Source organism: Ruegeria sp. G12, from assembly GCF_056533565.1.
This window is the reverse complement of sequence record NZ_JBQFOO010000011.1, coordinates 68,660-92,218: the sequence shown is the minus strand read 5'-3', so window position 1 is coordinate 92,218 and position 23,559 is coordinate 68,660. Positions and strand designations below refer to the sequence as shown.

Here is a 23,559-nt window from a genome sequence, read left to right as displayed (position 1 = left end):
GTTGTCTTCGCTTTGTTTCTGATTTCAGAAATTTTTCTTCTGCCCTGGCGGACTAATCACTGTCGAGGAACTGGTTGTAGAAAATCTCAAAATGACTAACCCCACCCAAGACCATGTCGGCCTGACCGACACCTTCGCCTCGCGTCGCTATTTCCGCAAATTCGAGGTGATCACCGTTCACCTCCTGCGCGTGGCCGCGACGATGGAGGCGGAGGGCGCGATCAGCAAGCAAGAGGTGCGGATCGTGTCGCGCTACCTCTCGGGGCTGCTTTACACGTTCCGTGCGCTCAGCATGAAATACCTGCTGGTCGGGCGCGATACCGGGCGGTTCTTTGGCAGCCTTGCGATGGACAAACGCGACAGCGGCTTTCCGGTGGCGGCCGAGTTGCTGACCATGGCCAATGACGCGCAGCAGGCGCAGGTGCATCTGGCGAATATGCCTTCGGAAGACGACCTGAAAACCGACATGGTGCGAACGATCATCGGTGATCAGGAAATCCCGACTAAGCTGCAATTCGCGTTGTCCCAACGGCTCTATTATGAGGAATTGCTAAAAGGTCAGCTGTTCTGGGCTCGCAACGATCCCGAATGTTACTGGATCGGGAATGAGGGTGAACGGCGGAAGTTCCTGATCCATTGGGCGGTTTATGACAGCCAGATCAATCTGCCGGTCATCTACCTGATGCAGTTGGAGGATAGCGGCAAGACGGCCCTGCCCAAGGATCAACGCCGTTGGCCCGAAGTGCAGGCCCATCTTATGGCGCAATCCTTAGGCGGGCTGAAACTGGTGACCATCGCCAAGGGCTTCGATCAGGATTTCGACGACCTGCATCCCAAACACCTGCGCCGCATTCATGTCGGACCGATGTATTCCTCGGCCTATACCGAGCAATCCGGCCCTCTGCGGCAGGTGCTGGAGGATGCACAAGCGCCCGAGGGGCAGGACTGGGCACTGGCATGGACCACAGAGGAACTGGAAAGCGAAGAGGTGATCGAGGAACGCGCCGGGTGGTTCTCGACCGTCGAGCGTGAGGTGTTTGCCTTGGATCCGTTCGGCGGGCAGGGGGCTGAAACCGGTGCGACGCGCACGCAGCGGTCGATCATCCTGCCTCAGCGTCCGTTTCAGGTGCTGGCCGAGCGCAACCCGCCGGGGTTTGCCGATGTGCGCAAGTTCGTCGTCAGCAAGACCGGGCAGGTGTTGCGCTATTAGTTTCGCCTTCGGCGACCGTATTTTGAACGAGAAGAAGATGCAGGGTTGAGCATATGAGTTTGACGTCAGATCAGATGGAATTGCGGGAAGACGATATTCGCAAGCATTATCCGGCAGCGACCGCCTTGCTGAACGGGTTCGAGCATGCGCCGCGGATCGCGACGGCGGTTGAAGCGGTGGTCGAGCGGTCCTCGGGCGTGTCGACGGGGCGGCGGTTTCGGTCGACCACGCCGGGATTGGTGACGCGGCGCACCGTGCGGGCGGATGGGGTGCATCTGGTTGAGCGGATCGAGGCGTCGGATGATGGTGATGCGCTGGTCTCTCCGTCACAGGCGGTGGTGCAGCAGGCTATTCGTCGGGCTGTCGCGATCGCTTTGGCCGTGGCCGAGGCTTATGCAGAGCAGACGCCGCTGGCTGATCTGAAGCGCGCCAATCTGGCCGGGGACTTGCCTGCCGCGCGCAAGACCGAGTTTTCCGAGTTGCTGACGGCTGAGGCCCTGATCACGTCGCATAGTTTCGGCAATGCGCTGGCCTATCTGATGTCGTCGCATCTGGGCGAGACCAGCGTCGATATTGGAGAGATCGAAGAGGTTCTGACTGACAATGGCCAGCTTGCCCTGCATGGCGCGCTGTGGGAGTTGGATCAGATCTTGGCGAAACACGCCCCGGACGACGCGCATCTGATCGCGGCCACCAGCGCCTATGCTGAACAACTGATGGATAAGGTCGCCCTGCGTGCAGGGTCCGCAGGCCATCTGACCCCGTTTCAGAACGCCGCTTGGCATATCGAGGCCGATGATCTGACAATCCGGGGGTTTGAGCCGGCCTCAAAGGCGAAATCCACCACGCTGACCATGACGTTCAAGAAACCGAACGAGGTGGTGGGCAACCATATCGCCAAGTATCAGGCGATGAAGCTGGCCAAGATGGTGATGGCCTATGATTTCGACCGCCGCCTGAACCCGTTTGCGGAGCTTGGCGGGTTTATCTTTACCTTCATGGGCGATGGTAAACCGGGCACGGGCAAGACAACCCTGATCCAGATGATGGCCGGGTTGATCAACGACTATTGCCAGAACGCGGGCTATCCGTTCCGCTATCAGAACCTGAGCACCGACAATATCGACAGCTATCAGGGTAAATCCGGCCAGAACGCCAAGGCGTTTATCAACACGATCATCGACCCCTCGGTCATCGGGTTCGGCACCATCGACGATATTGACCAACTGGCGGGCAAACGCGGGGACCGGCAATCGTCAGCCGGGCAGTTGGAAATCACTGCTGTTCTGATGGAGAGCTTTGCGGGTGCCAACACCGTCGTGCGCGGCAACTGCACCTTTGGCATGTTCTCGAACTACCCCGAGAATGTGGACGACGCCCTGCGCCAGCGGGCGGGCGCGCGGTTTCTGGTGGACGGGCCGCAGACGCGGGAGGATTACATCGACATCCTGCACCTGCTGATGGGTCGCAACCACGACATCCCGCTGGGTGAACACGAAGCTTATGCCGCACAGGAAATCAAGAAGGCCGTCGCCGCCAGTTTCGAAAGCCATTCCCGCCCGCATGAGGACGCTTTGATGCAGGTCTATGACCGGGTCTCCGGCGAGATCGGCCAGATGGACACGATCGCCAAGTTGGGCACCTACCTCAAGGCGATCCAGCAGGCAGATGAGCGCTTTACCGGTCGCGCGATCAAGAACATCACCGACGCGGTCAAGGTTCGCGCGATGGATTTCGAACTGCCTGACGAATGGATGGAGAACCCCGACCTGTTCCTGTCCCGCGACTACGACACCAAGAAGGCGATGATCGAGGACCTGCGCCAACCGATCACGGTCGAGATGGTGATGCAGGAAATCAACCGCTACGCCGACAGCGAGTTCCGCTATGCCGACAAGAGCGATGAGGTCGCCATCGAAAACGCGGTCCGCGAGATGGGTCGGATGGAAGAGGCGAAGCGGCGGTATCTGGAGGGGAATGGGTGATCGGCAGTCTGTTCTTGATCTTCGCAAGCCTGATCGGCGCGTGCCTGTTCTTCGGGGTTGCTGTCGCCCGCCGCCGACCCGCATCCAGACGCGCGTTTGCCATGCTGGCGCTGATCGTCTTTGCCCTCACATATGTCTGGAGTTCATTGTTTCAAATCTGGATCAACGGCGCGTCGTTGGCCCATCCTACAAGCCTTTTGCACGCGTTCGGCCCCGGTGAGATGCCTTCACATTTCCTTGTGTGGGCGTTGTTCTGGTTCGTGCCCGCGATGATCTTGGCCGGCGGAGCGTATGCGATGACGCATCGCCGGAAAAAGGAAGCAATGGCATGACTTTAACACTCGCAATCACTGGCCTGGCAGTTGTTCTGGGCCTGATCCTGCCTCTGCGCTGGGGCGTATTCGGATTTCTGGGCGCCGTGGCGGTTCTGTTCTTGACCCAGTTCGGCGTAAACACCGGCAGTGGGTTCGAAGGCACCTCATGGGATGAGACATTGTTGCTGTTTGAGGGCAGCGTGGTGTCTTACATCGGGTTCAACCTGCAGATCACCGTGCGGGCGTTTGCGTTGCCGTTATTGGTGTTGGCAGTTGTGGTCGTTGGTCGGCTGAGCAGGAGAGGTTAAGGCTTTTGGTCAACCAATACGAGAACGAAATTCGTAATGCTCTAAAAGGGGAAAAGGATGCCGTCTACGAGATGGTTTGGATGAAAAAGTCGAAGCGGCTTTGTCTGGAGGGGAACAGGTGATCTTTCTGAGAATAGCGGTTTTGGGTGTTCTGTTCGGACTTGGTGTTGCAACTGGTATGACCGTCGAATTCTGTGGATGGAAATCGCTTCTTCCCAAGAATTTCAACGCCTATGGTTTTTGCGATGCGACAGATCCGCCGCTGGAGGTGTTTGCAAGCTTCGTGGTCTGGGCAACGCTTATTGGAACAATACTTGCCTCGGTTTCTATGGCTATTCTTTGGTGGATTGATCGCGACGCTAGGTTGAACTCCTTTTCAAAGGGAAATTCAAAGTATGATTAACCTCTCACGACATACCTCATTCGTTTTGGCGACTGTTCGAAGCTGGTGGAGCGTCCTATGATCCGCCTCATCGAAAAAGGCCTGATGTTCGGCAACCTCGTCCACATCTCCAGCCCGGCCTTGGTCGAACGGTATAACCGCGCGCTACAGCATCTGGCGGGCAAGACCACGGCGCTTTCGGATTTCCATGTCGATATCTCGGGCTATTCGCCGGAGGTGGGGATTGAGCTGGAGGACGAGCTCTACCTCAACCCCAACGGGGTCAACCGGCAGTTCATCCTGCTGACGACCGAGCAGAAACGCGCGCCTCTGCTGAACGTCAAATTCTCAACTTCGCGCGATATTCTGCGCGAGTTCATCGAGATGAATGAGGCGCAGTTGTTCGCCCTGACCGCCACCGATGCCGTGGCCGGAGAGTTGGTGAACTCGGTCTTCAAACTCACCACGCCGGGTGATCTGCTGAACATGCGCAAGATCGAGATTGAGGCTGACACGGTCGGTGGCACCTTGCGCAAAGCCGAGCAACTGGCGGGCATGGTCGAGCGGTTCAAAACAGAAGAAGACGCCTGGTTCGACGATGTGCTGATCGCGAAGATGATCGAAACCGCCAAAGACACGGGCGACGTGACGCGCAATCCGGTGCACTTGCGCCACACCGCATTTGAACAGCCGAATTTCTGGACGGCGCATTTCGGCGGGCTCTACCTGTTCCCTGATCTGGATCACCCGGCGGCGATTTGCATGGATGACACGCCCGACGATCTGCCTATGGAGTTCGTCTTCCACAAATCGCAGCGCAACCGGATCGCCCGGTTTCTGGATTTCAACGGTCTGGTCGAAACCATCATCGAGGCGCGCGGCGTGGATTCCGCTGCGATCCTGCAGCAGAAGATGGATTTTCTGACCGTCGCCGCCGCTGCCGATGCCGATATCGACCTGACCGCGCTGGATCGCAGCGACATGCGCCGTCTGGCGCGCAACCACGCGGACCGCCTGCCCGAGGCCTTTCACGGGTTGGCGGACCTGTTGCGCTGGGCGCGCGAAGGGGGGCCGTGGCCGCGGATTACCTCAGACCATCCGGCCTATTTCTATACCCTTTGGGCGGCGGATACGCCGCACCGCGATCTGGTGAACATGCTGCTGGCCGAGCTTGCGCCGCTAGACCCGCGTCAGATGTTCATCTGCCATAAAGAGCTGTTCTACAGCACCTACGCCACATGGCCCGAGGCCAAGAAAGCCTATGTTGCCGACTTCCTCGCGCGCGAGTATCAGGTGGACAAGGCCGGAGCCCGCGCGGCGCTGTTCGGCCATGAACCGGATATGAGCGGCGAGGATCGGGTCAGCGATGCGATGATTACTCGTGTCGGCCCCTGGGGCGCTTTGGAGAGAAAGTAAATGATCGTTGCAATTCGCTTTCTGATACCGTTGCTGGTCGTTCTGACGGTGATCTATGTCGGGTTGTCGATCTATTCCCGTCTTGTCCGCCGCCGCAAGCTGATCGCGCATTGGGATAAAAAAGGGCTGAACGGTGATCGCGAGGCTTTTTTGATGCGGGGGATGAAGCAATATGACAAATCGTTCCGCAAGAAACTGCTGCTGGGTGTCTATGTTATTCCACTTGGGGCTATTGCCCTGCTGATCTACATAACAAATTTCAAATGAGGGCCGGATAGATGGTCTATGTCAAATGGGCGTTCATCACAGTGTTTTGGGTTCTGGTTGCGTCGGTGCTGGAATATACGCTGCCGCAGCAGGATGTTGTGCGGATTGTGAAAACCGAGGTGCGGCGCGTTGATTTCGGTGAAAACTCGATCTTCTGGGCGCAGCAGGATACCGGCCAGGAAGGGGCGCAAAGCGTCAATCGCGATGTGCGTTTTGTCGAAACCTTCCGCCCAAACGGGAAGCCGCGCGTGTATCGCAATGAGGATACCGGCTGGGGTTGGCCACCGTATTTCAAGCTCGACAGCTCGAACCTGCAGGCCGAGCTTACCAACCTTGTCTCGACCGCAGATAATCCGCAATGGGTGGTTTTGCGCCATTATGGCTGGCGCAATCAGCTTATGTCGATCTTTCCCAACGCAGTATCCGTACGCCCGGTTGACAGCCCTGATGTCCGGCTGATCCCGTGGTTCAACATCATCTTCCTGACGGTTTTTGCGGCTTTGATCTGGGCCCTTTGGGTGCGCTGGCGGCGGTTCCGGCAGCGCCGGATCGATCCAATGCTCGAAAATGTCGAGGACGGGATCTACGCCGCAGGCGACGCGATTGAGGAAAAGCGAAACGGGTTCCGCCGGTGGCTGGACAGTTGGAAGTCAAAGTAGTCACGGCGTTAAAATAGTCCAAAGGGCCGGGGTCATCTGACGATAAACTCGGCATGCAAAGCACCCGCCGCCTTGATCGTTTTGAGAATGTCGATCATGTCACGCGGGGATACCCCCAGCGCGTTCAGCCCTGCCACAACCTCGGACAGGGTGGTCGCCTCCGGGATTTCGGCCAGGCCTGTTCCTTCCTCCTCTTCGATATTCGCGAACGTTCTGGGCACCACAACCGTTTCGCCCTGCGCGAACGGGTTGGGTTGCACGGCAATCGGGGCTTCCTCGACCGTCAGGGTCAGGTTGCCCTGTGAGACCGCGACGCGTGAGATACGCACCTCCTGCCCCATCACAATGGTTCCGGACCTTTGATCGACGACCACGCGGGCTTTGGTTTCCGGTTCGACAAGGATGTTTTCGATCCGGCCGATCGCATGGGCGGTCGACGCCGATTGCGTGGCGTCGATGTTCAGCTCGACCGTGCCGGAATCACGCATGATCGCGACGGCGCGGTTGAATTCGGTGTTGATGGCCCGCTCGATCCGGCTGGCAGTGGTAAAGTCCGGCTCGCGCAGGGCCAGCCGCATCTGGGTCAGGGTCGAAAGGTCGAAGTCGATTTCCTTTTCCACCCGCGCGCCCGAGGGGATGACCCCGGATGTCGGCACGCCGCGCACGACCGAAGCCGCCTCACCCTCGGCCACCGCACCGCCGGCCAGAACGGTGCCCTGAGCCACCGCATAAATCTGACCGTCCGCCGCGTTCAGGGGCGTCATGATCAGGGTGCCGCCCAGCAGGCTACCGGAATCCCCGATGGCCGAGACCGTCACGTCAATCTGGCCGCCAACCCGCGCAAAGGGGGGCAGGCTGGCGGTGACCAGAACCGCCGCGACGTTTTTGGGCCGGAAATCCTCGCCCGTGACATTGACGCCCAGCCGTTCAAGGATGTTCGACATGATCTCTTCGGTGAAGGGCGAGTTTCGCAACCCGTCGCCGGTTCCGTTCAGGCCAACAACAAGGCCATAGCCGACAAGATCGTTGCCGCGGACCCCATCGAAGTCCACCAGATCCTTGAGCCGGATCGCCCCTGCCGAGGCTAGACCGGGCAGCAGCATCAGAAGAAAAAGCAGAACCCTCATCTCAGGAAATTTACCAGCGACAAGCTCGCGTTCCGCACGGTGACGGAATAAAGGCTTTCCAATTGGAACTGGACGGTTTGCAATCTGGTTGCCGTTTCATAAGGATCGGCTGCGATCAGCGTGTTCCGGCTGAATTCGAGGCTGGTTCGCGCCGCCGCATTGCGGGTGGCCGCCTGTTCGACGCGCGCCTCAGCAGCGCCAACCTGTGCCCGCAGGTTCACCGTGTCGTTCTGCGCATTGGCCAGATCGATGCCCAGTTGCGTGAACAGGGTTGTCCGTTGCACCGGCGGCAGGGCCAGCGCGGTGTCCGAGGCCAGCGCGGCCAGCGCCACATCCCTGAGCGCGGCCTTGAATGTCGGGTCGGTTGCTGTGATGGGCACATCGATGTGCTCGTTTTCCGAGATGTTTATCGGGGCCAGCGGCGCGTTCGACCCCTGATAGATCACCGCATCAAACCCTGCAGGATCGTTGAACCAGGCCTCGGCGGCGGCGCGAATGTCTGTCACCGTTGTAAGGCCGGTCAGTTCCGCCTGCAACGCGGTCAGAAGCGTGTCCGCTGATGGCAGCGGAGAGACATCCGTTGCAATCCCCGCATACAGGCTGCGCCCACCGGCACGCGTGTTCAGGGCGGACATCATGGTGTCAAGCTCATTGCGGGCCTGAACCGAGGCCTGCTCATGCGTCACAGTACTCACGGCCGTTCCGAAGGACAGCAGAGAGGCGGTGATTTCACCCAGCGACTCATCAAAGGTCGTCAGGCTTTGCTGCATCGCGTCGGTGAACAGGCCAGCCTCGGCCGTGGCGATCCGGAACGCGTCGAGCCGGGCAAGGGAGTGGTCCAGATCCAGGAGTTGAGAATAGTCGCCGCCGAGATGACCGGACACATCCTGCACTTTGCCGGTCGACATCTCATAGGAAAGGGTTTCGATCTGGGTTTTGATCTCGGTGGCGCGGGTCCGAAGGGTCATGCCCCGGGCCAAATCCCCAATTGCGGTTAAGTTCATAGTCACAACCTCAGTAGGGTTTGCAGCAGTTCATCGACGACGGTGATGACCCGGGCATTTGCGGTATAGGCCTGTTCGATCTGCATCAGGCCTTGCAGTTCCTGATCGGTATCGACGCCGTGCTCAGCCTCGATCTGGGCCATGTGCACCTGCGCCGTGTTGGCGAAGGTCTTGCGCTGGGTGGCGACATGGGCGTTGGCGCCCGCCTTCGACAGCAGGGCTTCGGTCAGTTCGGCGGCGCGCATATTGCCAGTGCCGAACAGTGCGCCCGGTAGGGGGCGGGCGTCGTTCAGAATTGCGCCAAAGGCCTGCAGTTGGGTTGCATCCCCGGGGTTTCCGGGCGTTGCCGCGCCAAGACCCGCCCGCAGTTTCCAACTGTCCCCCCCGGCATCGGGGTCAACCGCCGTATTGAGCGCGACGCGGGACGCAATTCCAATCATGGTCGTCGGGTCGAACCGGGTTCCGGCATCCGTGAACAGCCCGGGGTCCGTCGGGCCAGCGGTCGGGTCCAGCCCGGGGGTTTCAAACCGTTCGACAAGATCGCGGGCGACGGTGTCCAGTTGATCTTGCGCCTCCACCGCCAGCTCGTCGCGAATTGTGAATTGCGCGGCCAGCGACCCACCCCTGATCTGGGCGGTGTCCCCGGCGGTACGAACCGGCTTGCCGTTCATCTCCAACCCCGACAGCAGCCCGTTGGCGAAGGTCATATGCGGTTTGGTCTCGCCAGTGGTCGAAAAGGTGAACTCCGCAGCATTGCCCTCCAGCAGGATCAGCCCGCCATCGGAGTAGAGCGAGACCTGATCGTTGCTGCGCGCCACAACGTTGACCGGCATCAGCTCATTGACCTGATCAATCAAAACCTGCCGCTGATCCAGCAGGGCGCCAATGTCGCCGCCCGAGTACCGGATCGCGGGGATCTTGGCGTTCAGCTCTTCGATATCCTGCAGCGTCTGGTTCAGGCGTTCGATTTGCGCGCCGATTTTGCGGTCGGCATCCGATCGCGCCTGCCGCAGACCCTCGGACGCTTTGTTAAGGCCGGTTGCAAGATCGGCCCCTGCGCGGGCCGCCTGATTCAGACGTTCGGCGGAATCGGGCAGACTGGAGGCGGTGATCAGACTGCCTTCGAACGCGGACAGCCGCGCTGTTAGCGATGCGGGATCATCGGCCGAACCAACCAGCCCTTCGAACCGGGTGTGAAAGTCGGACAGGGCCGTCTGTCGGGCCAGATCGGCATCGGTCGTGCGCCTGTTGGCCGTCAGAACCGGATCCTGATGTCGGATCACGCCAACGGTCCGCACGCCATTGCCCGAAATCGGGCTGGTGGCCAGTTCCAGCGACCGGCGTGCATAGCCCGGTGTCAGGGCGTTGGCGATGTTTCCGGACACCACCGCTGCTCCGCGGCTGGCTGCGGTCAGCCCGCCCAAGGCGTTGTTCAAAGCCGTCGACATGTTCATGAGGCCGCTCCTTTCCCGCGTTCAGAATCCGGATTACCGTTTGATATTCGTGGTTTCCTGCAACATCTCATCCACGGTCTGGATCACCGTGGCGCTGGACGAATAGGCCCGCTGCGTCTGGATCAGCGAGGTCAGTTCGGTCGCGACATCCGTGGTCGATTCCTCGCGCGCGAATGAAATCAGGTCTCCGGTCGGGCCTTCGCCTGCGTTCCACAGGAAGAACGTGCCGCTTTCCCGTGACGGCGCATAGGTCTGGCTGTCGAGCGCGGTCAGGCCGTTGGGATTTGGCACATCCGCCAGCGGAATCTGGAACATGCGGCGGCTGATGCCGGTATCATAAAAGGCGTAGACATATCCGTTTTCATCCACCTGCACGCTGGTCATAGTGCCCACGGCGGACCCGTCGCGGGTGATCGACACCGGCGCAAAGGTGTCGGACAGTTGCGTGATTCCATCCGCGTCGCCGATCATGCCGATATTCACCTCCATCGGGCCGCCAGCGACGTTGACCACGACACTGCCGGTTGCCGGATCATAGGCCCCGCCGGACACCGGGGTGACGCTGGCCAGAGTGCCCCCGGCGGTTCGACTGTCAGTGAAGGTCAGCGTGTATTCCCCGATCACCGCGCCGCCCGAGGCCGAATCGCGCAGGGTCATGGTCCATTCATTGCTGGACCCGGTGGCGGGCACGGTCGGAACCAGTTCGATATCGACACTTTCGGACTTGCCCAGATTGTCGAAATACTCGACCGAGAGCGGCTGCGTATCGCCGGGTGCCCCTGCATCGGTTGCGGTTGCGGGCAGGTTCATCCGCAGGTTCATCTGTGTGGTGGGCGCGCCGGACAGTTGATTGACGCTTAGCTGAATGGGCTCCAACGCGGCCGGGGTGTCGCGCGGCACGGCGGGGATGGACCCGTCGGCTGCCGCGCGCCAGCCTAACAGGACAAGGCCGGATTCGGTGACCAGATACCCCTCATCATTGGTGCGGAACGAGCCGGTGGTGGTCAGCAGCATCTCGTTCGAACCGCCCGCGATTTGCGAGCTTGGGCGCACCGGCAGCATCCCGCGCCCGCGCACGGCCAGATCGGTGGAGTTGTTGGTGGTCACAAGCGACCCGCGCTGGTCGATCAGACGCTGGCTGGTTGTGCGGACACCCCCCGCCGAATAGCTGCCGCCTTGGCCCGAGGTAACCATCGAATGAAAGTCAGTCTCGACCCGTTTATAGCCGAATGTCGAGGAGTTCGCGATGTTGTCCGAGATTGTGGCCAGCCTATTGGCATTGGCCTTCAACGCCGCCACACCGGCATTCAGCGAAGAGGAAATTGTCATCGGCACGCCCTTCTGTTGCGTCAATCGTTGATGCAACAGCTAGCGCACTGCCTCTTAACAGCGCGCTAACAGGTAAAATGCGTTCTACTCTTCACGGGTTGCGCAGGAAAATGACTTCGATCCTGTTGTTGCGCACATCCATCGGGTTCGGGCTGGACAGGTCGCGGTCGGCATGGCCGGTGACGCGGTCGAACCGCTTTGCGGCAACGCCCTTCTCCTGCAACAACCGGCGCACGACCCGCGCGCGGTCGGTGGACAAATCCCAGGCCGGGTTGCGGGCTAGAACGACCGGCGACGCGCTGACATGCCCTTCGACCGACACCGAATTTGTCACCAGATCCGAGGCGCGGGCCACGAACAAAGCCAGCGCGCGCATCATCGGTGTTGGTTTGTCCGACCCCGATTCGAACAGCGGCTGTTCGTCGGTGTCGAACAGTTCGACCACCAGCCCTTCGTCGGTGACGCGGGTGACGATGTGTTTTAGGATCTTGTCAGAAACCTCGCTTTCCCCGGTGCGGCCCAGCAGTTCGGCCTGAAGCGTTTCAAAATCGTCCGCCGCCCCGATGCCGCCGTCCTTCGGTGCCACACCGGTCGCTCCGCGGGCGCGTTCGGCCTCGGTCGGGTAACGGCTGATGGCACCGGTGCCGTTCTTGACCATCACGTCCTCCGAGAACATGCTGTCGCCGCCAAAAGCGCCATCGCCGCCGCCGGAGCTTGGGCTCAGCGGTATCGTCGGCGAAAAGTAGTCCGCCAGACCCTTGCGTTGTTTTTCCGTCGTTGCGTTCAGCAGCCACATCAACATGAAGAAGGCCATCATGGCCGTGACAAAGTCGGCATATGCGACCTTCCACGCGCCGCCATGGTGGCCATCGCCCCCTGACACACGCTTCTTCTTGATGATGATTGGCGCCGCATTGGTTTGCGCACCCATCTCCACCACCTTTTTATCACCCGATTACAGGCGTAGCAGCGGGGGCCTTAATGCAGGCTTAACACTTAAAACTGTCGCGACTTTTGCCTAGCGCGGCGGCCCAGCCCAGCCCAGCCGAGGCGCGGCGCAGGATCAGGGACAGGCGATTGAAGCTGTTTTCGATCCCTTCGGCGTCCGGTTTGCCGAAGAAACTGTCCAGTTCCTCGTGCACGCGCACGGCCTGATCCAGCAGAGGGTCCGCGCCTTCGGAGTATAGCCCGGCCTTGATCATCACTTCGGATTGTTCGTAGCTGCCCACCAGCTTGCGCGCCTCGGCAATCATCTGGTTTTCAGTCTCGGTCGCGGCCCCAGGCAGGCTGCGCGAAACCGAGCGGCTGAGGTCGATGGCCGGGAACCGGCCGCGTTCGGCAATCTCGCGGCTAAGCACAATATGCCCGTCCAGAACCCCGCGCAGAATGTCGGCGACAGGTTCATCCATGTCCGATCCGGCGACCAGCACGCTGAACACCGCCGTTATATCGCCCTGATCCTGGGTTCCGGGTCCGGCCCGTTCGCATAGATTGGCGATCAGCGGCGTGACCGAGGGTGGAAACCCCCTCAGCGACGGCGATTCACCCATCGCCACGGCGATTTCCCGATGCGCCTCGGCAAAACGCGTGACCGAATCGGCCAGAAACAACACGTTCAGCCCCTGATCGCGCAGGTATTCTGCCACGGACATAGCCGACCACGCGCAGCGCCTGCGTGCCAGCGCCGACTGATCCGACGTCGCGGCCACGACGACCGAGCGTTTCATCGCCTCTGGCCCGATGGCGTGGGTCACGAACTCGTTCACCTCGCGCCCGCGTTCGCCAATCAGGGCGACCACAACGGCGTCGGCCTGCATCGACCGAGCCAGAGTCGCCAGCAGGGTGGATTTGCCGACGCCCGAACCGGCAAACAGCCCCACTCGCTGTCCGCGAACAATCGGCAGCATTGTGTTCAGCACGGAAAGCCCGGTCGGACTGCGCATGCCCAGAGCTTTGCGCTGAACCGCGGGCGGCGGGGGCTGCATGATGTCCCGGTCCTGCACCCCGCCCAGCAAGGGTTTGCCGTCCAGTGGCTGCCCGAACGGGTCGATCACCCGGCTCAGCCAGTGCATTCCAGGCGCGAAACCGGGCGTTGGGGTCAGGGTCACACGATCACCAAGGCTGACCCCGTCGGGCGCGGCCCCGGGCAGCATATGGATGTGATCGGCGCCCACATGCAGCACCTCACCCGCCAGATCGGGCCCCGAACGGCGCTGCAGCGACAGCAGATCACCGATTCGTGCTTGTTCGGTCAGACCGCCCACCTCAATCACCCCATGGGCGACGCCGGACACGAGCCCGACATGCCGGGCTGCGGACAACCGGTCGAATTCGCATTTCAGACGCATCGGGTCGAGATCGGACATCTTGGATTCTCCAACTGAGTTTCTGAAAACGCTTTCTAAAGGAATCGGAGTTAAGCCTTGATTGAAATTGATCGAGGGAGAAGCCCCGATGTTCTATGACCTGAACGTCTTTAAAACAGCGTACGCTATGGCAACCCATGCCGGTCAACGGCAGGCTGTGATTGCGCGTAACATGGCCAATGCGGATACGCCGGGCTATCAGCCCCGCGATCTCGAACCCTTCCAAACCGCTTTTGAAAACGCAGGCCCTGCAACCGGGATGACCGCCACCCGCCAGGGGCATCTGAACGGCGATAGTGCCGCGCGCTGGGCGGAACAGGCCGCAGCCGCGTCGGGGGACCCCAACGGCAATGGCGTCTCGCTGGAAGAGGAGATGCTGAAAGCGGTCGATGTCAAACGTCAGCATGACCGCGCTCTGGCCATCTACCGCTCGTCCATCGGCATTCTGCGCACCAGCCTGGGTCGCGGGTGATGAGCGATTTTTCCCATTCACTAACCGCCTCGGCCAGTGCCTTGCGCGCGCAGGCGGCCCGTTTGCGCCATGTGTCCGAGAATATCTCGAACGCCGATACGCCCGGATACCGGCGCAAGACCGTGCCGTTTGAGACGGTCCAGAAGGATGGCAAAGCCGTGGTCGAAGCTGGCCGCGTGCAGCTTGACCGGCGCGAACTGTCGCGCATCCACGACCCGAGCCATCCGATGGCAGATGAAAGCGGGCACTATCTCGGCTCGAATGTCGATCTGATGATCGAGATCGCCGACGCGCGCGAGGCCCAGCGCAGTTACGAGGCCAACCTCAAAATGTTCGACCAGACCCGGCAGATGTCGTCGTCGCTGATGGATTTACTTCGCAAATAAAGGACAGCCAGAATGGATATCCGATCACTCACCGCCGCGCAGAACTACGCGGTTGCGCGCCCGGCCACCCAGGCCAACCCCGACCACGCCGGGATGGCGCAGGGGCTGCGGTCAACGTTTCAGGATTTCGCCGCCACGCTGAAACACAGCGAGCAGATGGCCCAGACCGCGATGACCGGTCAGGCCGATCCGCACGCGCTGGTGCAGGCGCTGGCGCAGACGGAGCTGGCAGTGGAAACCGCCGTGATCGTACGTAACAAGGTGGTCGAGGCCTATCAGGAAATCCTGCGGATGCCGGTCTGATTTGATGCTCAGCGAAGGTCTGTTCTACGACATCGTGCGCCAGGCGCTGTGGGTCGCGGTGATCACCTCGGTCCCGATTCTGGCGGTGGCACTGATCTCGGGCCTGATCGTGGGCCTGTTTCAGGCGCTGACCTCGGTGCAGGAGATGACGCTGACCTTCGTGCCCAAGCTGATCGCCATCGTGATCGTGTTCTGGATTTCGATGGGCTTCATGACCCAGACCCTCGTTACGTTTTTCACCGGAACACTGGTTCCGCTCATCGCAGGAGGCCGTTGATGGACACCGCCTATACCACCCTGTCCCGTCAATCCGGGCTGATGAATGAAATGCGGCTGGTGGCGAACAACATCGCAAATGCCAGTACCACCGGATACCGCCAGCAGGGGCTGGTGTTTTCCGAGTTCATTCAGGACATGCCGAACACGCCCTCCCTGTCCATGAGTCGGGCTGAGGTGCGCAACACCTCGATGCAGCAAGGTGTGCTGACCGAGACCGGAGGCCAGTTCGACTTTGCCATCGAAGGCGACGGGTTCTTCATGGTCGAAACCCCGGACGGCAACAGTCTGACGCGTGCGGGCAGTTTCACACCCAACGCGCAGGGCGATCTAGTGGCGATGGACGGCGCGCGCGTGCTCGACAGCAATGGTGCCCCGGTGTTCATCCCGCCCGACGCCGCGTCAATTGATGTTGGCAGTGACGGCACGCTCAGCGTGAACGGGCAGGCGCTGGGCCAGATCGGCGTCTACCGCGTTGCCGAACCAGGGGATCTGATGCGCGAAGGGAATACACGGTTTCGGCCCCAGGGCGATGTTGAACCGGTTCCGGACCCCGTCGTCGTGCACCGCTTTCTGGAAGGCTCGAACGTCAACACCATCGGGCAGGTGTCGCGGCTGATCGAAATTCAGCGCGCCTATGAGCTGGGCCAGAGCTTCCTTGAAACCGAAGACGAGCGGGTGCGGGCCGCCTTCAAAGCGCTGATGCGCTGAAACAGGAGAATTTCACATGCGTGCATTGAAGATCGCAGCGACGGGCATGACCGCGCAGCAGATGCGGGTCGAAACCATTTCGAACAACCTCGCCAACATGAACACCACCGGTTACAACGCGCGCCGGGCCGAATTTGCCGATCTGCACTACCAGCAGATGGCGCGGGCCGGGACGGTGAACGCCTCGGACGGGACCGTGCTGCCCACCGGTATTCAACTGGGGCTTGGCGTTCGCCCCTCCGCCGTGACGGTGCAACTGGCGCAGGGCGGGCTCTCAGCTACCGGCAGCGATCTGGATGTCGCCATCGAAGGCCGGGGTTATCTGGAAGTGACGCTGCCCAGCGGCCAGTCGGCCTTCACCCGGGATGGCAGCCTGAAACGGTCGGCAGAGGGGCTGATCGTCACCTCGGACGGCTTCGCGGTCGCGCCCGAGATCACCATCCCCGACGACGCGCGCTCCATTTCGATCAATGCCGAAGGCGAGGTCTATGCCTATTTCGATGACACGCCAGAAGGGCAGTTGCTGGGCGAGTTTACACTGGCCAGTTTCTCGAACGCCAAGGGGCTCGAGGCGATTGGCAGCAACCTGTTCAAGGAAACCGAAGCCTCCGGCGCGCCGGTTCCGAGCGTACCGGGTGAAGATGGGTTGGGAACGCTGCGGCAGGGCTATCTCGAAGACAGCTCGGTCGATGCCGTGCGCGAAGTCACTGAACTGATCGAGGCGCAGCGGGGATATGAAATGAACGCCCGCGTCATCTCGGCCGTCGACCAGATGATGAGCGCAACGACACAGGTGCGCTGATGCGGTTGACGGTATTGATCCTGGCTTTGTTGGCTCCCGCGATAGTCTTTGCTGACATCGTGGTGCCAACCCGGACGATCCGCGCGAAAGAGGTCATCTCGGCCGCTGATCTGGAAACCAAGCCCGGGGATTTTCCGGGTGCCGTCGCCCAGCCGGATCTGCTGATCGGACAGGAGGCGCGCGTGGCGCTGTATCCCGGTCGCCCCATCCGCGATGCAGATGTGGGGGCGCCTGCCATCGTGGACCGCAACGATCTGGTTCTGCTCGTTTTCAATCGCCAGCCCCTGTCCATCACCACCGATGGCCGGGCTTTGGGGCGCGGTGCCGCCGGGGACAGAATTCGTGTCATGAATCTGTCCTCGCGCACAACTGTCACCGGGCGCATTCGGCCCGACGGAAAGATCGAGGTAAACTGATGCCAAGACTACCAAAAACCCTGCTGTTAGCCGTCTTGGCCGTATCCGCCTGTGGCCGGTTTGATCACCTTGGAAAACCGCCCAGCCTGACGCCAAACGACCAGTCGCCCGAGCAGGTTGCGATGCTATGGCCAGGGCTGCCCCTGCATACCCAATCGCAGCGCACCGTTGACGGATCGTCGCTTTGGAGCGGCGGCCAACAATCCCTGCTGGGGGATCAGCGAGCGATCAAGAAGGGCGATATCCTGACGGTCGTGATCGAACTGGATGAGAAGGCCGAGATATCGAACAACACCAACCGGTCCCGGTCCGCCTCTGAAAGCCTTGAGGTTCCCAGCCTGCTTGGCCTGCCGCAGCGGGTTCAGGACAAGCTGCCAGATGGCGCGTCGCTCGACGAGGCAGTCTCGGTCGAATCGGACGCGTCAACCTCGGGGCGCGGCTCGGTCCGGCGCAATGAGAAACTGACCCTGCGCGTGGCGGCGACCGTTCTGGACGTATTGCCGAACGGGGTTCTGTCGATTTCCGGCTCGCAGGAGCTGCGGGTCAATTTCGAACTGAGGGAACTGCTGGTTGCGGGATATGTCCGCCCGCAGGATATCTCGCGCCAGAACGAGATTACCTATGACAAGATTGCGTCGGCACGGGTGTCTTATGGCGGGCGCGGGCAGATCACGGATGTGCAGCAGCCGCGATACGGCCAGCAGATCCTCGATTCCCTTTTGCCCTTCTGAGGTGCTGAAATGTTGAAGATCGTGCTGCCTTTCGTGTTTTTGTGCACCGGACTGGGAATGGGCGTGGGCGCCGGAGTTTTCCTGGCCCCTGCGGACATGCCCGAGGATGTGGCTGGGGCGAAGGAGCAACCCAAGAAGGCCAAAGACAAAAAGGCCAGCGCCGGGCCAAAATCCAAGGACAAAAAGGACGGCAAGGGAGAATACGAATACCTGAAGCTGACCAAGCAGTTCATCATCCCGGTGGTCGAGGACGATCAGATTTCGGCCATGGTCACGATGTCGCTGAGTCTGGCGGTGAAACCGGCGGTGACCGAGAGGTTCTATGCCATCGAACCCAAACTGCGCGACAGCTTCCTTCAGGTTCTCTTTGACCATGCAAATACCGGCGGGTTTGACGGGGCCTTCACCCAATCCGGTAATCTGGATGTCCTGCGCAAAAGCCTGTTTGAGGTGGCGCATAAGGATCTGGGCGATGACGTGTCTCAGGTGCTTATCATGAGCATCAATCGTCAGGACACCTGATCCCCCCCGTCCCGATCACGCCGTCACCCTGTCTGCTTCTTGACCTGCGCGCGCCGGAGGTCTTGCTTTTGCGCCTCCAGCAGGCCCTCGACGGCCTGTTTGCGACCAAATGCGTGCCGCAGTTCCGCAAGCGCCTCGATCTTGCGGGCCCGCAATCGGGCCAGATCGGTGGTTAGGTGTCGGCGCGTCGCGGCTTCCCATCCGTTCCAAAGGATATCCGTGCCCGTCACCCGATAGCCCTCGGCCCCGGCACTGTCGGTGCGTGCCATTTGAACCTGCGTGTCCAGCCGGGCCAGATTCTGCCGCAGTTTGGCTTCGGCCTCGAGCACCGGGCGCAGGGCCTGGTGTTTTTGCTGAAACACAGCCTCGGTCGCCATCGCGAGATTTAGCAGTCTGGTTCGGTTCATCGGATTTGTCCTTTGACCCGTTTTTGCATCGCTTCGGCGAACCGTATGGCTGCAGCGACCGGGCGGTAGAGGTTTTCGGGCACCTCCTGCGCGATCTCGACCGTTGCGTGCAGCGCCCGTGCGGTCGGGGGATCGGAATGGAGCGGAACGGCAGCCTCTGCGGCCGCGGACCGGATCGCCGCCGCCACTTCGTCCACACCCTTGGCAACGCAGACCGGGGCGGTCCCGGCTGCCCGCGACCATTTCAGAGCAACCGCATAATGGGTCGGGTTCACGATTACCACATCCGCCTTCGGCACATCGGCCATCATCTGATTGGTGGCAATGTCCTGCGCGCGTTGCCGACGCTGCTGTTTCACATGCGGATCGCCCTCGGCATCTTTGGTTTCATCCTGAATTTCCTTGCGCGACATCCGGTTCTTGCGCATGTGCTCGGCTTGTTGCCACAGGTAATCGACCACGCCGATAGCCAGTGCGACGGTGATCACGATGAAGAGAAAGCGAAACAGTAGATTCATCATCAACAGAATGGATGACCCGGCAGGGGCAGCGCTGGCCGACAGGATTTCGGTCAGGTTGGCGTTCAGAAACAGCGCAAGGCAGGTGCCGTAGAACACCAGCTTGAAGAAGCTTTTGGCAAACTCGAACAGGCCGCCGCGCCCGAACTTGTTCTTGGCGTTGGACACGAGGGAGATGCGCGACAGCTTCGGTTTCAGCTTGCTGGGCGCAAAGATCAGGGCGCGCTGGGCGATCAGGTTCAGCAAAACGGCGGCCATCGGCAGAGCAAACAGAAGGGCCACGGGCACGAGGGCTCCGGTCAGCATACCGGCGACCGGCGCGGCGGCCGGCCCAGAAGACACCAGTTGGGCAATCGCATCGGACTGGTCGATCAGAACAACGAACAGGGTGCCGAGGCGATCCGCCACATAGCCTCCGGCAGCAAGCAGGGCGATCAGAAGGCCGGAATAGGTGGCCACGGCGGACAGGTCGTTGGATTTGGCGACCTCACCCTTTTCGCGGGCTTTCTGCAGTTTCTGCGGGGTCGGCTCAAAGGATTTGTCGCTGTCGTCATCCGCGGCGCTCATCATCGGCCTCCAGTCGGGTTCAGGAAGAAGGCAAACAGGGCGTCCGACCAGACCGACAGGATCAGCGGCGCACCGGCAAACAGCAGAAACAGGCCTGCAAAGGTGATCGCCGGGGCCCCGACAAAAGCCACCATCAGCTGCGGCATGGCCCGGTTGATCACCCCCAGCGCCAGATTATAGATCAACGAGGCGATCACCAACGGCATCGCAAGCGCGAAGGCCAGCCCGAAACTGTAGGAAATCCGCTGCACACCCCATTGCGACAGATCCGCCGCTGCCGGGGCCAGCCCCATAGGAAACAGGGAATAGCTATGGATCAGGAATTGCGCCGCGCGGATATGCAGCCCCATCAGCGCGGCCAGCGCCAGACCTGCGATCGTCAGTAGATACCCCATGGCCGGAACCGGATCGACCGCCGCGCCGCCCAGAATCTGGGAAAGCGATGTCGATTGCGCAGCGATGGACCCCGCCGTTTGCAGCGCGAGAACAAACAGCCGCAACCCCATGCCAAGGGCCATCCCGATCAGGACTTCGGTTCCGACCAGCCGCACCATCGGCAGCAATCCGGGCGCGAACGCAGGGGGAGAAATCGCCGGGACCACGATCAGGGTAAAGGCCACGGCAATTCCCAGTTTAACCTGCACCGGGATGCTGCGTTCCCCAAAGGCAGGCAGCAGGGATACCAGCGCCGACACCCTCAGAAACACGGCGAAGGCGTGCCAGAGCCCTGCGCCCAGTTGGGCCAAAAGCTCGGGCGGCAGGGCGATCATGCGGGGACCGTTCCAACAAGGGCCGGCCGTGCCTCGAGCCCGATTTCCTCGAAGGACAGGACCGGGTTTGCAACGCCGCGCGCCTGCATGATGGAGCGCAGCATGCGGCGGCGGCGGGTCGAGGTGACGACCGCCGGGAACAGCCCGTGATCAGCTGATCGGCTGACGCTTTCGACCACGCCATCCGCCAGCTTATTGAACAGGTTCGGCGGCAGGGCCACATCGCCCCCGGCGGTCTGGGTGTCAATCTGGTAGGTGGCAAACGTATCCTCCCACTCGGGCGCAAGCTGGATCAGGGGGATCGACCCATCGTCGCGTTTCATGTCGGCAACCAGTTGAAAGCCCAGGCGCTGCCGGACCAGTTCGCAGATGCCTTCGGGCTGGGTGGTGGTCAGCCGCGCCTCGGCCACGCTTTCAAGGATCAGGGCCATGTTGCGGATCGAGACACGTTCGTCCAGCAACAGGCGCAGCACGGCGTGCAAAGTGTCGATGGGAACCTTGTCGGGGATCAACTCGTCCAGCAGCTTGCGGTTCGCCTCGGCCCGGACCGGATCGCTGAGCCGGGTCATTTCCGACAACAGGCGGCGCAGGGATTTCAGGGTCAGCAGGCGCGAGAAATTCTGTTTGATGATCTCAAGCAGATGGGTCGCAAGGATTTCCGGCGGTGAGACGATGGTCGCTCCGTTCAGAGTGGCCTCTTCCTGATCCTTGGGCAGAATCCACCGGGCGGGCGCGCCGTAGACGGGTTCGGTGACGTCATTGCCATCGGGCAGAAGGTCTGCGCCGTCCTGCACCAGCGCCAGCACAAGATCGGGGTTCAGAACGCCACGCGCCTGTTCGACGCCCTGCACCTTGATCACATAAGTTCCGGTGGGCAGGTCGGCGCGGTCGGTCAGGCGGATCTCGGGCAGGATCAGGCCAAAGCTCGAAGCGACATAGGTGCGCATATTGGCGATTCGGGCGTCCAGACCGGTGCCTGGGTTCAGCACCATGCTGACCAGATCGGGAGCAAACTCCAGATGCACATCGTCAAGGTCGAGGATGTCGCCGATGGCCTGAGAGACGGGTGCGTCGGTCTGGGCCTCGGGTTTCAGCGCCTCAGCCTGGGCCGTTTTTTGGCTTTGGTGCACTTTGTAGGCGGCATAGCCCAGAACACCCGCCCCCAGGATAAAGGGCAGAAACGGCAGGCCGGGCACCAATGCGAACAGCACCATCAGCAGCGCCACCGTGCCCAGCGCCGCCGGATGCCGTCCGAGTTGCGAGAAGATTGCGCTGTCGGTTGCACCTTGCGTGCCGCCCCGCGCCAGTAAGAGGGCCGAGGCGATTGAGATGATCACTGCCGGAATCTGCGACACCAGCCCGTCGCCCACGGTTAGAATCGCATAGGTCTCAAACGCGGACGCAACCGGCATGCCATGCACGATCACGCCCATGACCAGACCCATCACAAGGTTCAGCAGGGTGATCAGCAGCCCGGCAACCGCATCCCCTTTGACAAACTTCGACGCACCGTCGAGCGAGCCGAAAAAAGTGGTCTCCTGCTGTTCACGCTCGCGCCGTTCCTTGGCCTGTTGGTGGTCGATGGCCCCGGCGGACATGTCGCTGTCGATCGCCAGCTGTTTGCCGGGCATCCCGTCCAGCGCGAAGCGCGCGCCGACCTCGGCCATGCGGGCGGCGCCTTTGGTGATCACCATGAAGTTGACGATCAGCAGTACGCCAAACACCACGAGGCCCAGAAAGATGCTGCCGCCCATGACGAAACTGGCAAAGCCCTCGATCACGTCCCCGGCGGCGCTGGGCCCGGTATGGCCCTGACCTATGATCAGCTTGGTCGAAGACACGTTCAGCGACAGCCGCAGCATCAGCGAGGCCAGCAGGATCGTCGGAAAGGACGAGAAATCCAGCGGCCGTTCGATGAACAGGGTCAGGGTGAAGATCAGGATTGCCAGCGCGAAGGAGGCCGCAAGCCCCACATCCAGCACCCAGGCGGGCATCGGTAGGATCATCATCACGATGACAGTCATCAGCGCCAGCGCCAGCAGAACGGTGGGCGAAAACAGGGACCGGGCGTCGATCTTGGGCACGGTAAGCTCCTAGTTGATGGCGATGAAGGCGGTGGCGGTTCCGGCGGCGGGCATCAGGGACCCCAGCGACCCGCCCCGGGGGTGCGCGGTTTGCAGCGGGATCAAAGGGGCTGCGGCACCGACAAAAGGATCGCGCGGCGCGGATGCGGTTTGGCGGGAGGGGGTGCCGTCCAATTGCGCCAGCACCGTTTGGAACCGGCCTTTATAGGCCTGCGCAAGGCTGTCGGTGCGCGAGTGATAGGCACCGGCGGCCGCGGGCCATGAGCCAAGCTCGGCATACAGATCGCTCAGGAAGCGGGCGGCGTATGTGGCGTTTTCCTCAGGGTCGAACATGGCGTCGATGGAACGGAACGCCTTGCCGTGCCAGCGGTAATTGATCTGAAAGCAGCCGATATCGAAACTGCGCTTCCCCGCCTTGAAAATCCGGAACACATAGGATTTGGCTTCGATCTCGGATTTGAACCAATAGCCCTGCCCTTCGACATTGATGGTCCAGGGCCAGGGCGTCAGGCGACCATTCTGCGCCCGCCCGGTTTCCACCCGCGAGATTGCGCGCAGCACGTCCAGCGGCACCCCCTCGCGCGCGGCGGCGCGGCGGGCTGCGTGATCGCATATGTCGCCGGTTCGCGCATCGGGCAGGGCAATGACCGCCTGCGCGGCAAGCACAAGCATCAGGGAAACAAAAACGGTCTTGCGATAGGGCATTCTGCCGGTCCGGGATTCTGATCAATCCGGGCCAAGCTAGCCAGTTATGGGTTTACAGAGGGTTAGCG

At 61.3% G+C, this 23,559-nt stretch carries 28 protein-coding genes; 17 read left to right on the top strand and 11 right to left on the bottom strand.

The features are described from left to right. The first annotated feature begins 91 nt into the window (after positions 1-91). From ACR0JN_RS20420 to ACR0JN_RS20385, 8 genes are all read left to right on the top strand, one after another. Positions 92-1,210: a hypothetical protein gene (locus ACR0JN_RS20420; RefSeq protein WP_480888323.1), complete on the top strand. Its 1,119-nt coding sequence runs from the start codon at positions 92-94 to the stop codon at positions 1,208-1,210. A gap of 53 nt (positions 1,211-1,263) precedes the next feature. After that, entirely contained in the window at positions 1,264-3,195 is a 1,932-nt protein-coding gene (locus tag ACR0JN_RS20415) for an AAA family ATPase (protein ID WP_480888322.1), read from the top strand. Next, on the top strand, positions 3,192-3,527 hold the full coding sequence (locus ACR0JN_RS20410; protein ID WP_480888321.1) for a hypothetical protein: 336 nt from the start codon (positions 3,192-3,194) through the stop codon (positions 3,525-3,527). Before ACR0JN_RS20415 ends, ACR0JN_RS20410 begins: the two co-directional genes overlap by 4 nt. Next, entirely contained in the window at positions 3,524-3,817 is a 294-nt protein-coding gene (locus ACR0JN_RS20405) for a hypothetical protein (RefSeq protein WP_480888320.1), read from the top strand. The genes ACR0JN_RS20410 and ACR0JN_RS20405 overlap by 4 nt, the downstream gene beginning before the upstream one ends. A gap of 76 nt (positions 3,818-3,893) precedes the next feature. Then, complete coding sequence (locus tag ACR0JN_RS20400) at positions 3,894-4,220, top strand: hypothetical protein (protein ID WP_480888319.1); 327 nt, start codon at positions 3,894-3,896, stop codon at positions 4,218-4,220. A 57-nt stretch (positions 4,221-4,277) separates the two neighbouring features. Beyond that, positions 4,278-5,615: a DUF6638 family protein gene (locus ACR0JN_RS20395; RefSeq protein WP_480888318.1), complete on the top strand. Its 1,338-nt coding sequence runs from the start codon at positions 4,278-4,280 to the stop codon at positions 5,613-5,615. Continuing rightward, positions 5,616-5,882 (top strand): hypothetical protein, encoded by a 267-nt coding sequence (locus ACR0JN_RS20390; protein WP_480818559.1) that lies wholly within the window; start codon positions 5,616-5,618, stop codon positions 5,880-5,882. 11 nt (positions 5,883-5,893) lie between these two features. Beyond that, positions 5,894-6,541, top strand: coding sequence for a DUF1523 family protein (locus ACR0JN_RS20385; protein WP_480818558.1), 648 nt, complete (start codon positions 5,894-5,896; stop codon positions 6,539-6,541). Positions 6,542-6,573: 32 nt separating this feature from the next. Here the strand turns inward: ACR0JN_RS20385 and ACR0JN_RS20380 are convergent, their stop codons facing one another. The 6 genes from ACR0JN_RS20380 to ACR0JN_RS20355 all read right to left on the bottom strand — a co-directional run bounded on the left by ACR0JN_RS20380 (position 6,574) and on the right by ACR0JN_RS20355 (position 13,821). Continuing rightward, on the bottom strand, positions 6,574-7,668 hold the full coding sequence (locus ACR0JN_RS20380) for a flagellar basal body P-ring protein FlgI (protein ID WP_480888317.1): 1,095 nt from the start codon (positions 7,666-7,668) through the stop codon (positions 6,574-6,576). Continuing rightward, positions 7,665-8,672 (bottom strand): flagellin, encoded by a 1,008-nt coding sequence (locus tag ACR0JN_RS20375; protein ID WP_480888316.1) that lies wholly within the window; start codon positions 8,670-8,672, stop codon positions 7,665-7,667. Before ACR0JN_RS20375 ends, ACR0JN_RS20380 begins: the two co-directional genes overlap by 4 nt. A gap of 2 nt (positions 8,673-8,674) precedes the next feature. Further along, on the bottom strand, positions 8,675-10,126 hold the full coding sequence (gene flgK / locus ACR0JN_RS20370) for a flagellar hook-associated protein FlgK (protein WP_480888315.1): 1,452 nt from the start codon (positions 10,124-10,126) through the stop codon (positions 8,675-8,677). A 33-nt stretch (positions 10,127-10,159) separates the two neighbouring features. Beyond that, positions 10,160-11,455, bottom strand: a complete 1,296-nt coding sequence (locus tag ACR0JN_RS20365) for a flagellar hook protein FlgE (RefSeq protein WP_480888314.1) — start codon at positions 11,453-11,455, stop codon at positions 10,160-10,162. Between the two features lie 91 nt (positions 11,456-11,546). Continuing rightward, a complete protein-coding gene (locus tag ACR0JN_RS20360) occupies positions 11,547-12,386 on the bottom strand; it encodes a flagellar motor protein MotB (protein ID WP_480888313.1) in 840 nt (279 codons plus the stop codon). Between the two features lie 58 nt (positions 12,387-12,444). Continuing rightward, positions 12,445-13,821 carry a FliI/YscN family ATPase gene (locus ACR0JN_RS20355; protein ID WP_480888312.1) on the bottom strand — a complete coding sequence of 459 codons (1,377 nt, stop codon included), beginning with the start codon at positions 13,819-13,821 and terminating at the stop codon, positions 12,445-12,447. A gap of 88 nt (positions 13,822-13,909) precedes the next feature. Between ACR0JN_RS20355 and ACR0JN_RS20350 the strand changes: the two genes are divergently transcribed. From ACR0JN_RS20350 to ACR0JN_RS20310, 9 genes are read left to right on the top strand one after another with little or no spacing between them, the layout of a single operon-like run. Beyond that, a complete protein-coding gene (locus tag ACR0JN_RS20350) occupies positions 13,910-14,293 on the top strand; it encodes a FlgB family protein (protein WP_480888367.1) in 384 nt (127 codons plus the stop codon). Further along, complete coding sequence (gene flgC / locus ACR0JN_RS20345) at positions 14,293-14,679, top strand: flagellar basal body rod protein FlgC (RefSeq protein ID WP_480888311.1); 387 nt, start codon at positions 14,293-14,295, stop codon at positions 14,677-14,679. The genes ACR0JN_RS20350 and flgC overlap by 1 nt, the downstream gene beginning before the upstream one ends. A gap of 12 nt (positions 14,680-14,691) precedes the next feature. Next, positions 14,692-14,982: a flagellar hook-basal body complex protein FliE gene (gene fliE / locus ACR0JN_RS20340; protein ID WP_480888310.1), complete on the top strand. Its 291-nt coding sequence runs from the start codon at positions 14,692-14,694 to the stop codon at positions 14,980-14,982. Between the two features lie 4 nt (positions 14,983-14,986). Further along, on the top strand, positions 14,987-15,259 hold the full coding sequence (locus ACR0JN_RS20335) for a flagellar biosynthetic protein FliQ (RefSeq protein WP_480818970.1): 273 nt from the start codon (positions 14,987-14,989) through the stop codon (positions 15,257-15,259). Further along, positions 15,259-15,969 (top strand): flagellar hook-basal body complex protein, encoded by a 711-nt coding sequence (locus tag ACR0JN_RS20330; protein ID WP_480888309.1) that lies wholly within the window; start codon positions 15,259-15,261, stop codon positions 15,967-15,969. Before ACR0JN_RS20335 ends, ACR0JN_RS20330 begins: the two co-directional genes overlap by 1 nt. Before the next feature lie 16 nt (positions 15,970-15,985). Further along, positions 15,986-16,771 (top strand): flagellar basal-body rod protein FlgG, encoded by a 786-nt coding sequence (gene flgG, locus ACR0JN_RS20325; protein WP_480888308.1) that lies wholly within the window; start codon positions 15,986-15,988, stop codon positions 16,769-16,771. Beyond that, positions 16,771-17,187: a flagellar basal body P-ring formation chaperone FlgA gene (gene flgA, locus ACR0JN_RS20320; RefSeq protein WP_480888307.1), complete on the top strand. Its 417-nt coding sequence runs from the start codon at positions 16,771-16,773 to the stop codon at positions 17,185-17,187. The genes flgG and flgA overlap by 1 nt, the downstream gene beginning before the upstream one ends. Beyond that, complete coding sequence (gene flgH / locus ACR0JN_RS20315) at positions 17,187-17,918, top strand: flagellar basal body L-ring protein FlgH (RefSeq protein ID WP_480888306.1); 732 nt, start codon at positions 17,187-17,189, stop codon at positions 17,916-17,918. Before flgA ends, flgH begins: the two co-directional genes overlap by 1 nt. Positions 17,919-17,927: 9 nt before the next feature. Beyond that, positions 17,928-18,440, top strand: coding sequence for a flagellar basal body-associated protein FliL (locus tag ACR0JN_RS20310; RefSeq protein WP_480888305.1), 513 nt, complete (start codon positions 17,928-17,930; stop codon positions 18,438-18,440). 23 nt (positions 18,441-18,463) lie between these two features. On the opposite strand, the gene ACR0JN_RS20305 is transcribed toward ACR0JN_RS20310, so the two are convergent. The 5 genes from ACR0JN_RS20305 to ACR0JN_RS20285 are packed head-to-tail and all read right to left on the bottom strand — an operon-like array spanning position 18,464 to position 23,491. Then, positions 18,464-18,847 carry a hypothetical protein gene (locus ACR0JN_RS20305; RefSeq protein WP_480888304.1) on the bottom strand — a complete coding sequence of 128 codons (384 nt, stop codon included), beginning with the start codon at positions 18,845-18,847 and terminating at the stop codon, positions 18,464-18,466. Next, on the bottom strand, positions 18,844-19,932 hold the full coding sequence (gene flhB, locus ACR0JN_RS20300; protein ID WP_480888303.1) for a flagellar type III secretion system protein FlhB: 1,089 nt from the start codon (positions 19,930-19,932) through the stop codon (positions 18,844-18,846). Before flhB ends, ACR0JN_RS20305 begins: the two co-directional genes overlap by 4 nt. Continuing rightward, a complete protein-coding gene (locus ACR0JN_RS20295) occupies positions 19,932-20,702 on the bottom strand; it encodes a flagellar biosynthetic protein FliR (protein ID WP_480888302.1) in 771 nt (256 codons plus the stop codon). The genes flhB and ACR0JN_RS20295 overlap by 1 nt, the downstream gene beginning before the upstream one ends. Beyond that, positions 20,699-22,786, bottom strand: coding sequence for a flagellar biosynthesis protein FlhA (flhA, locus tag ACR0JN_RS20290; RefSeq protein ID WP_480888301.1), 2,088 nt, complete (start codon positions 22,784-22,786; stop codon positions 20,699-20,701). The genes ACR0JN_RS20295 and flhA overlap by 4 nt, the downstream gene beginning before the upstream one ends. Before the next feature lie 9 nt (positions 22,787-22,795). Continuing rightward, entirely contained in the window at positions 22,796-23,491 is a 696-nt protein-coding gene (locus ACR0JN_RS20285; RefSeq protein WP_480888300.1) for a lytic transglycosylase domain-containing protein, read from the bottom strand. Positions 23,492-23,559: the final 68 nt, after the last annotated feature.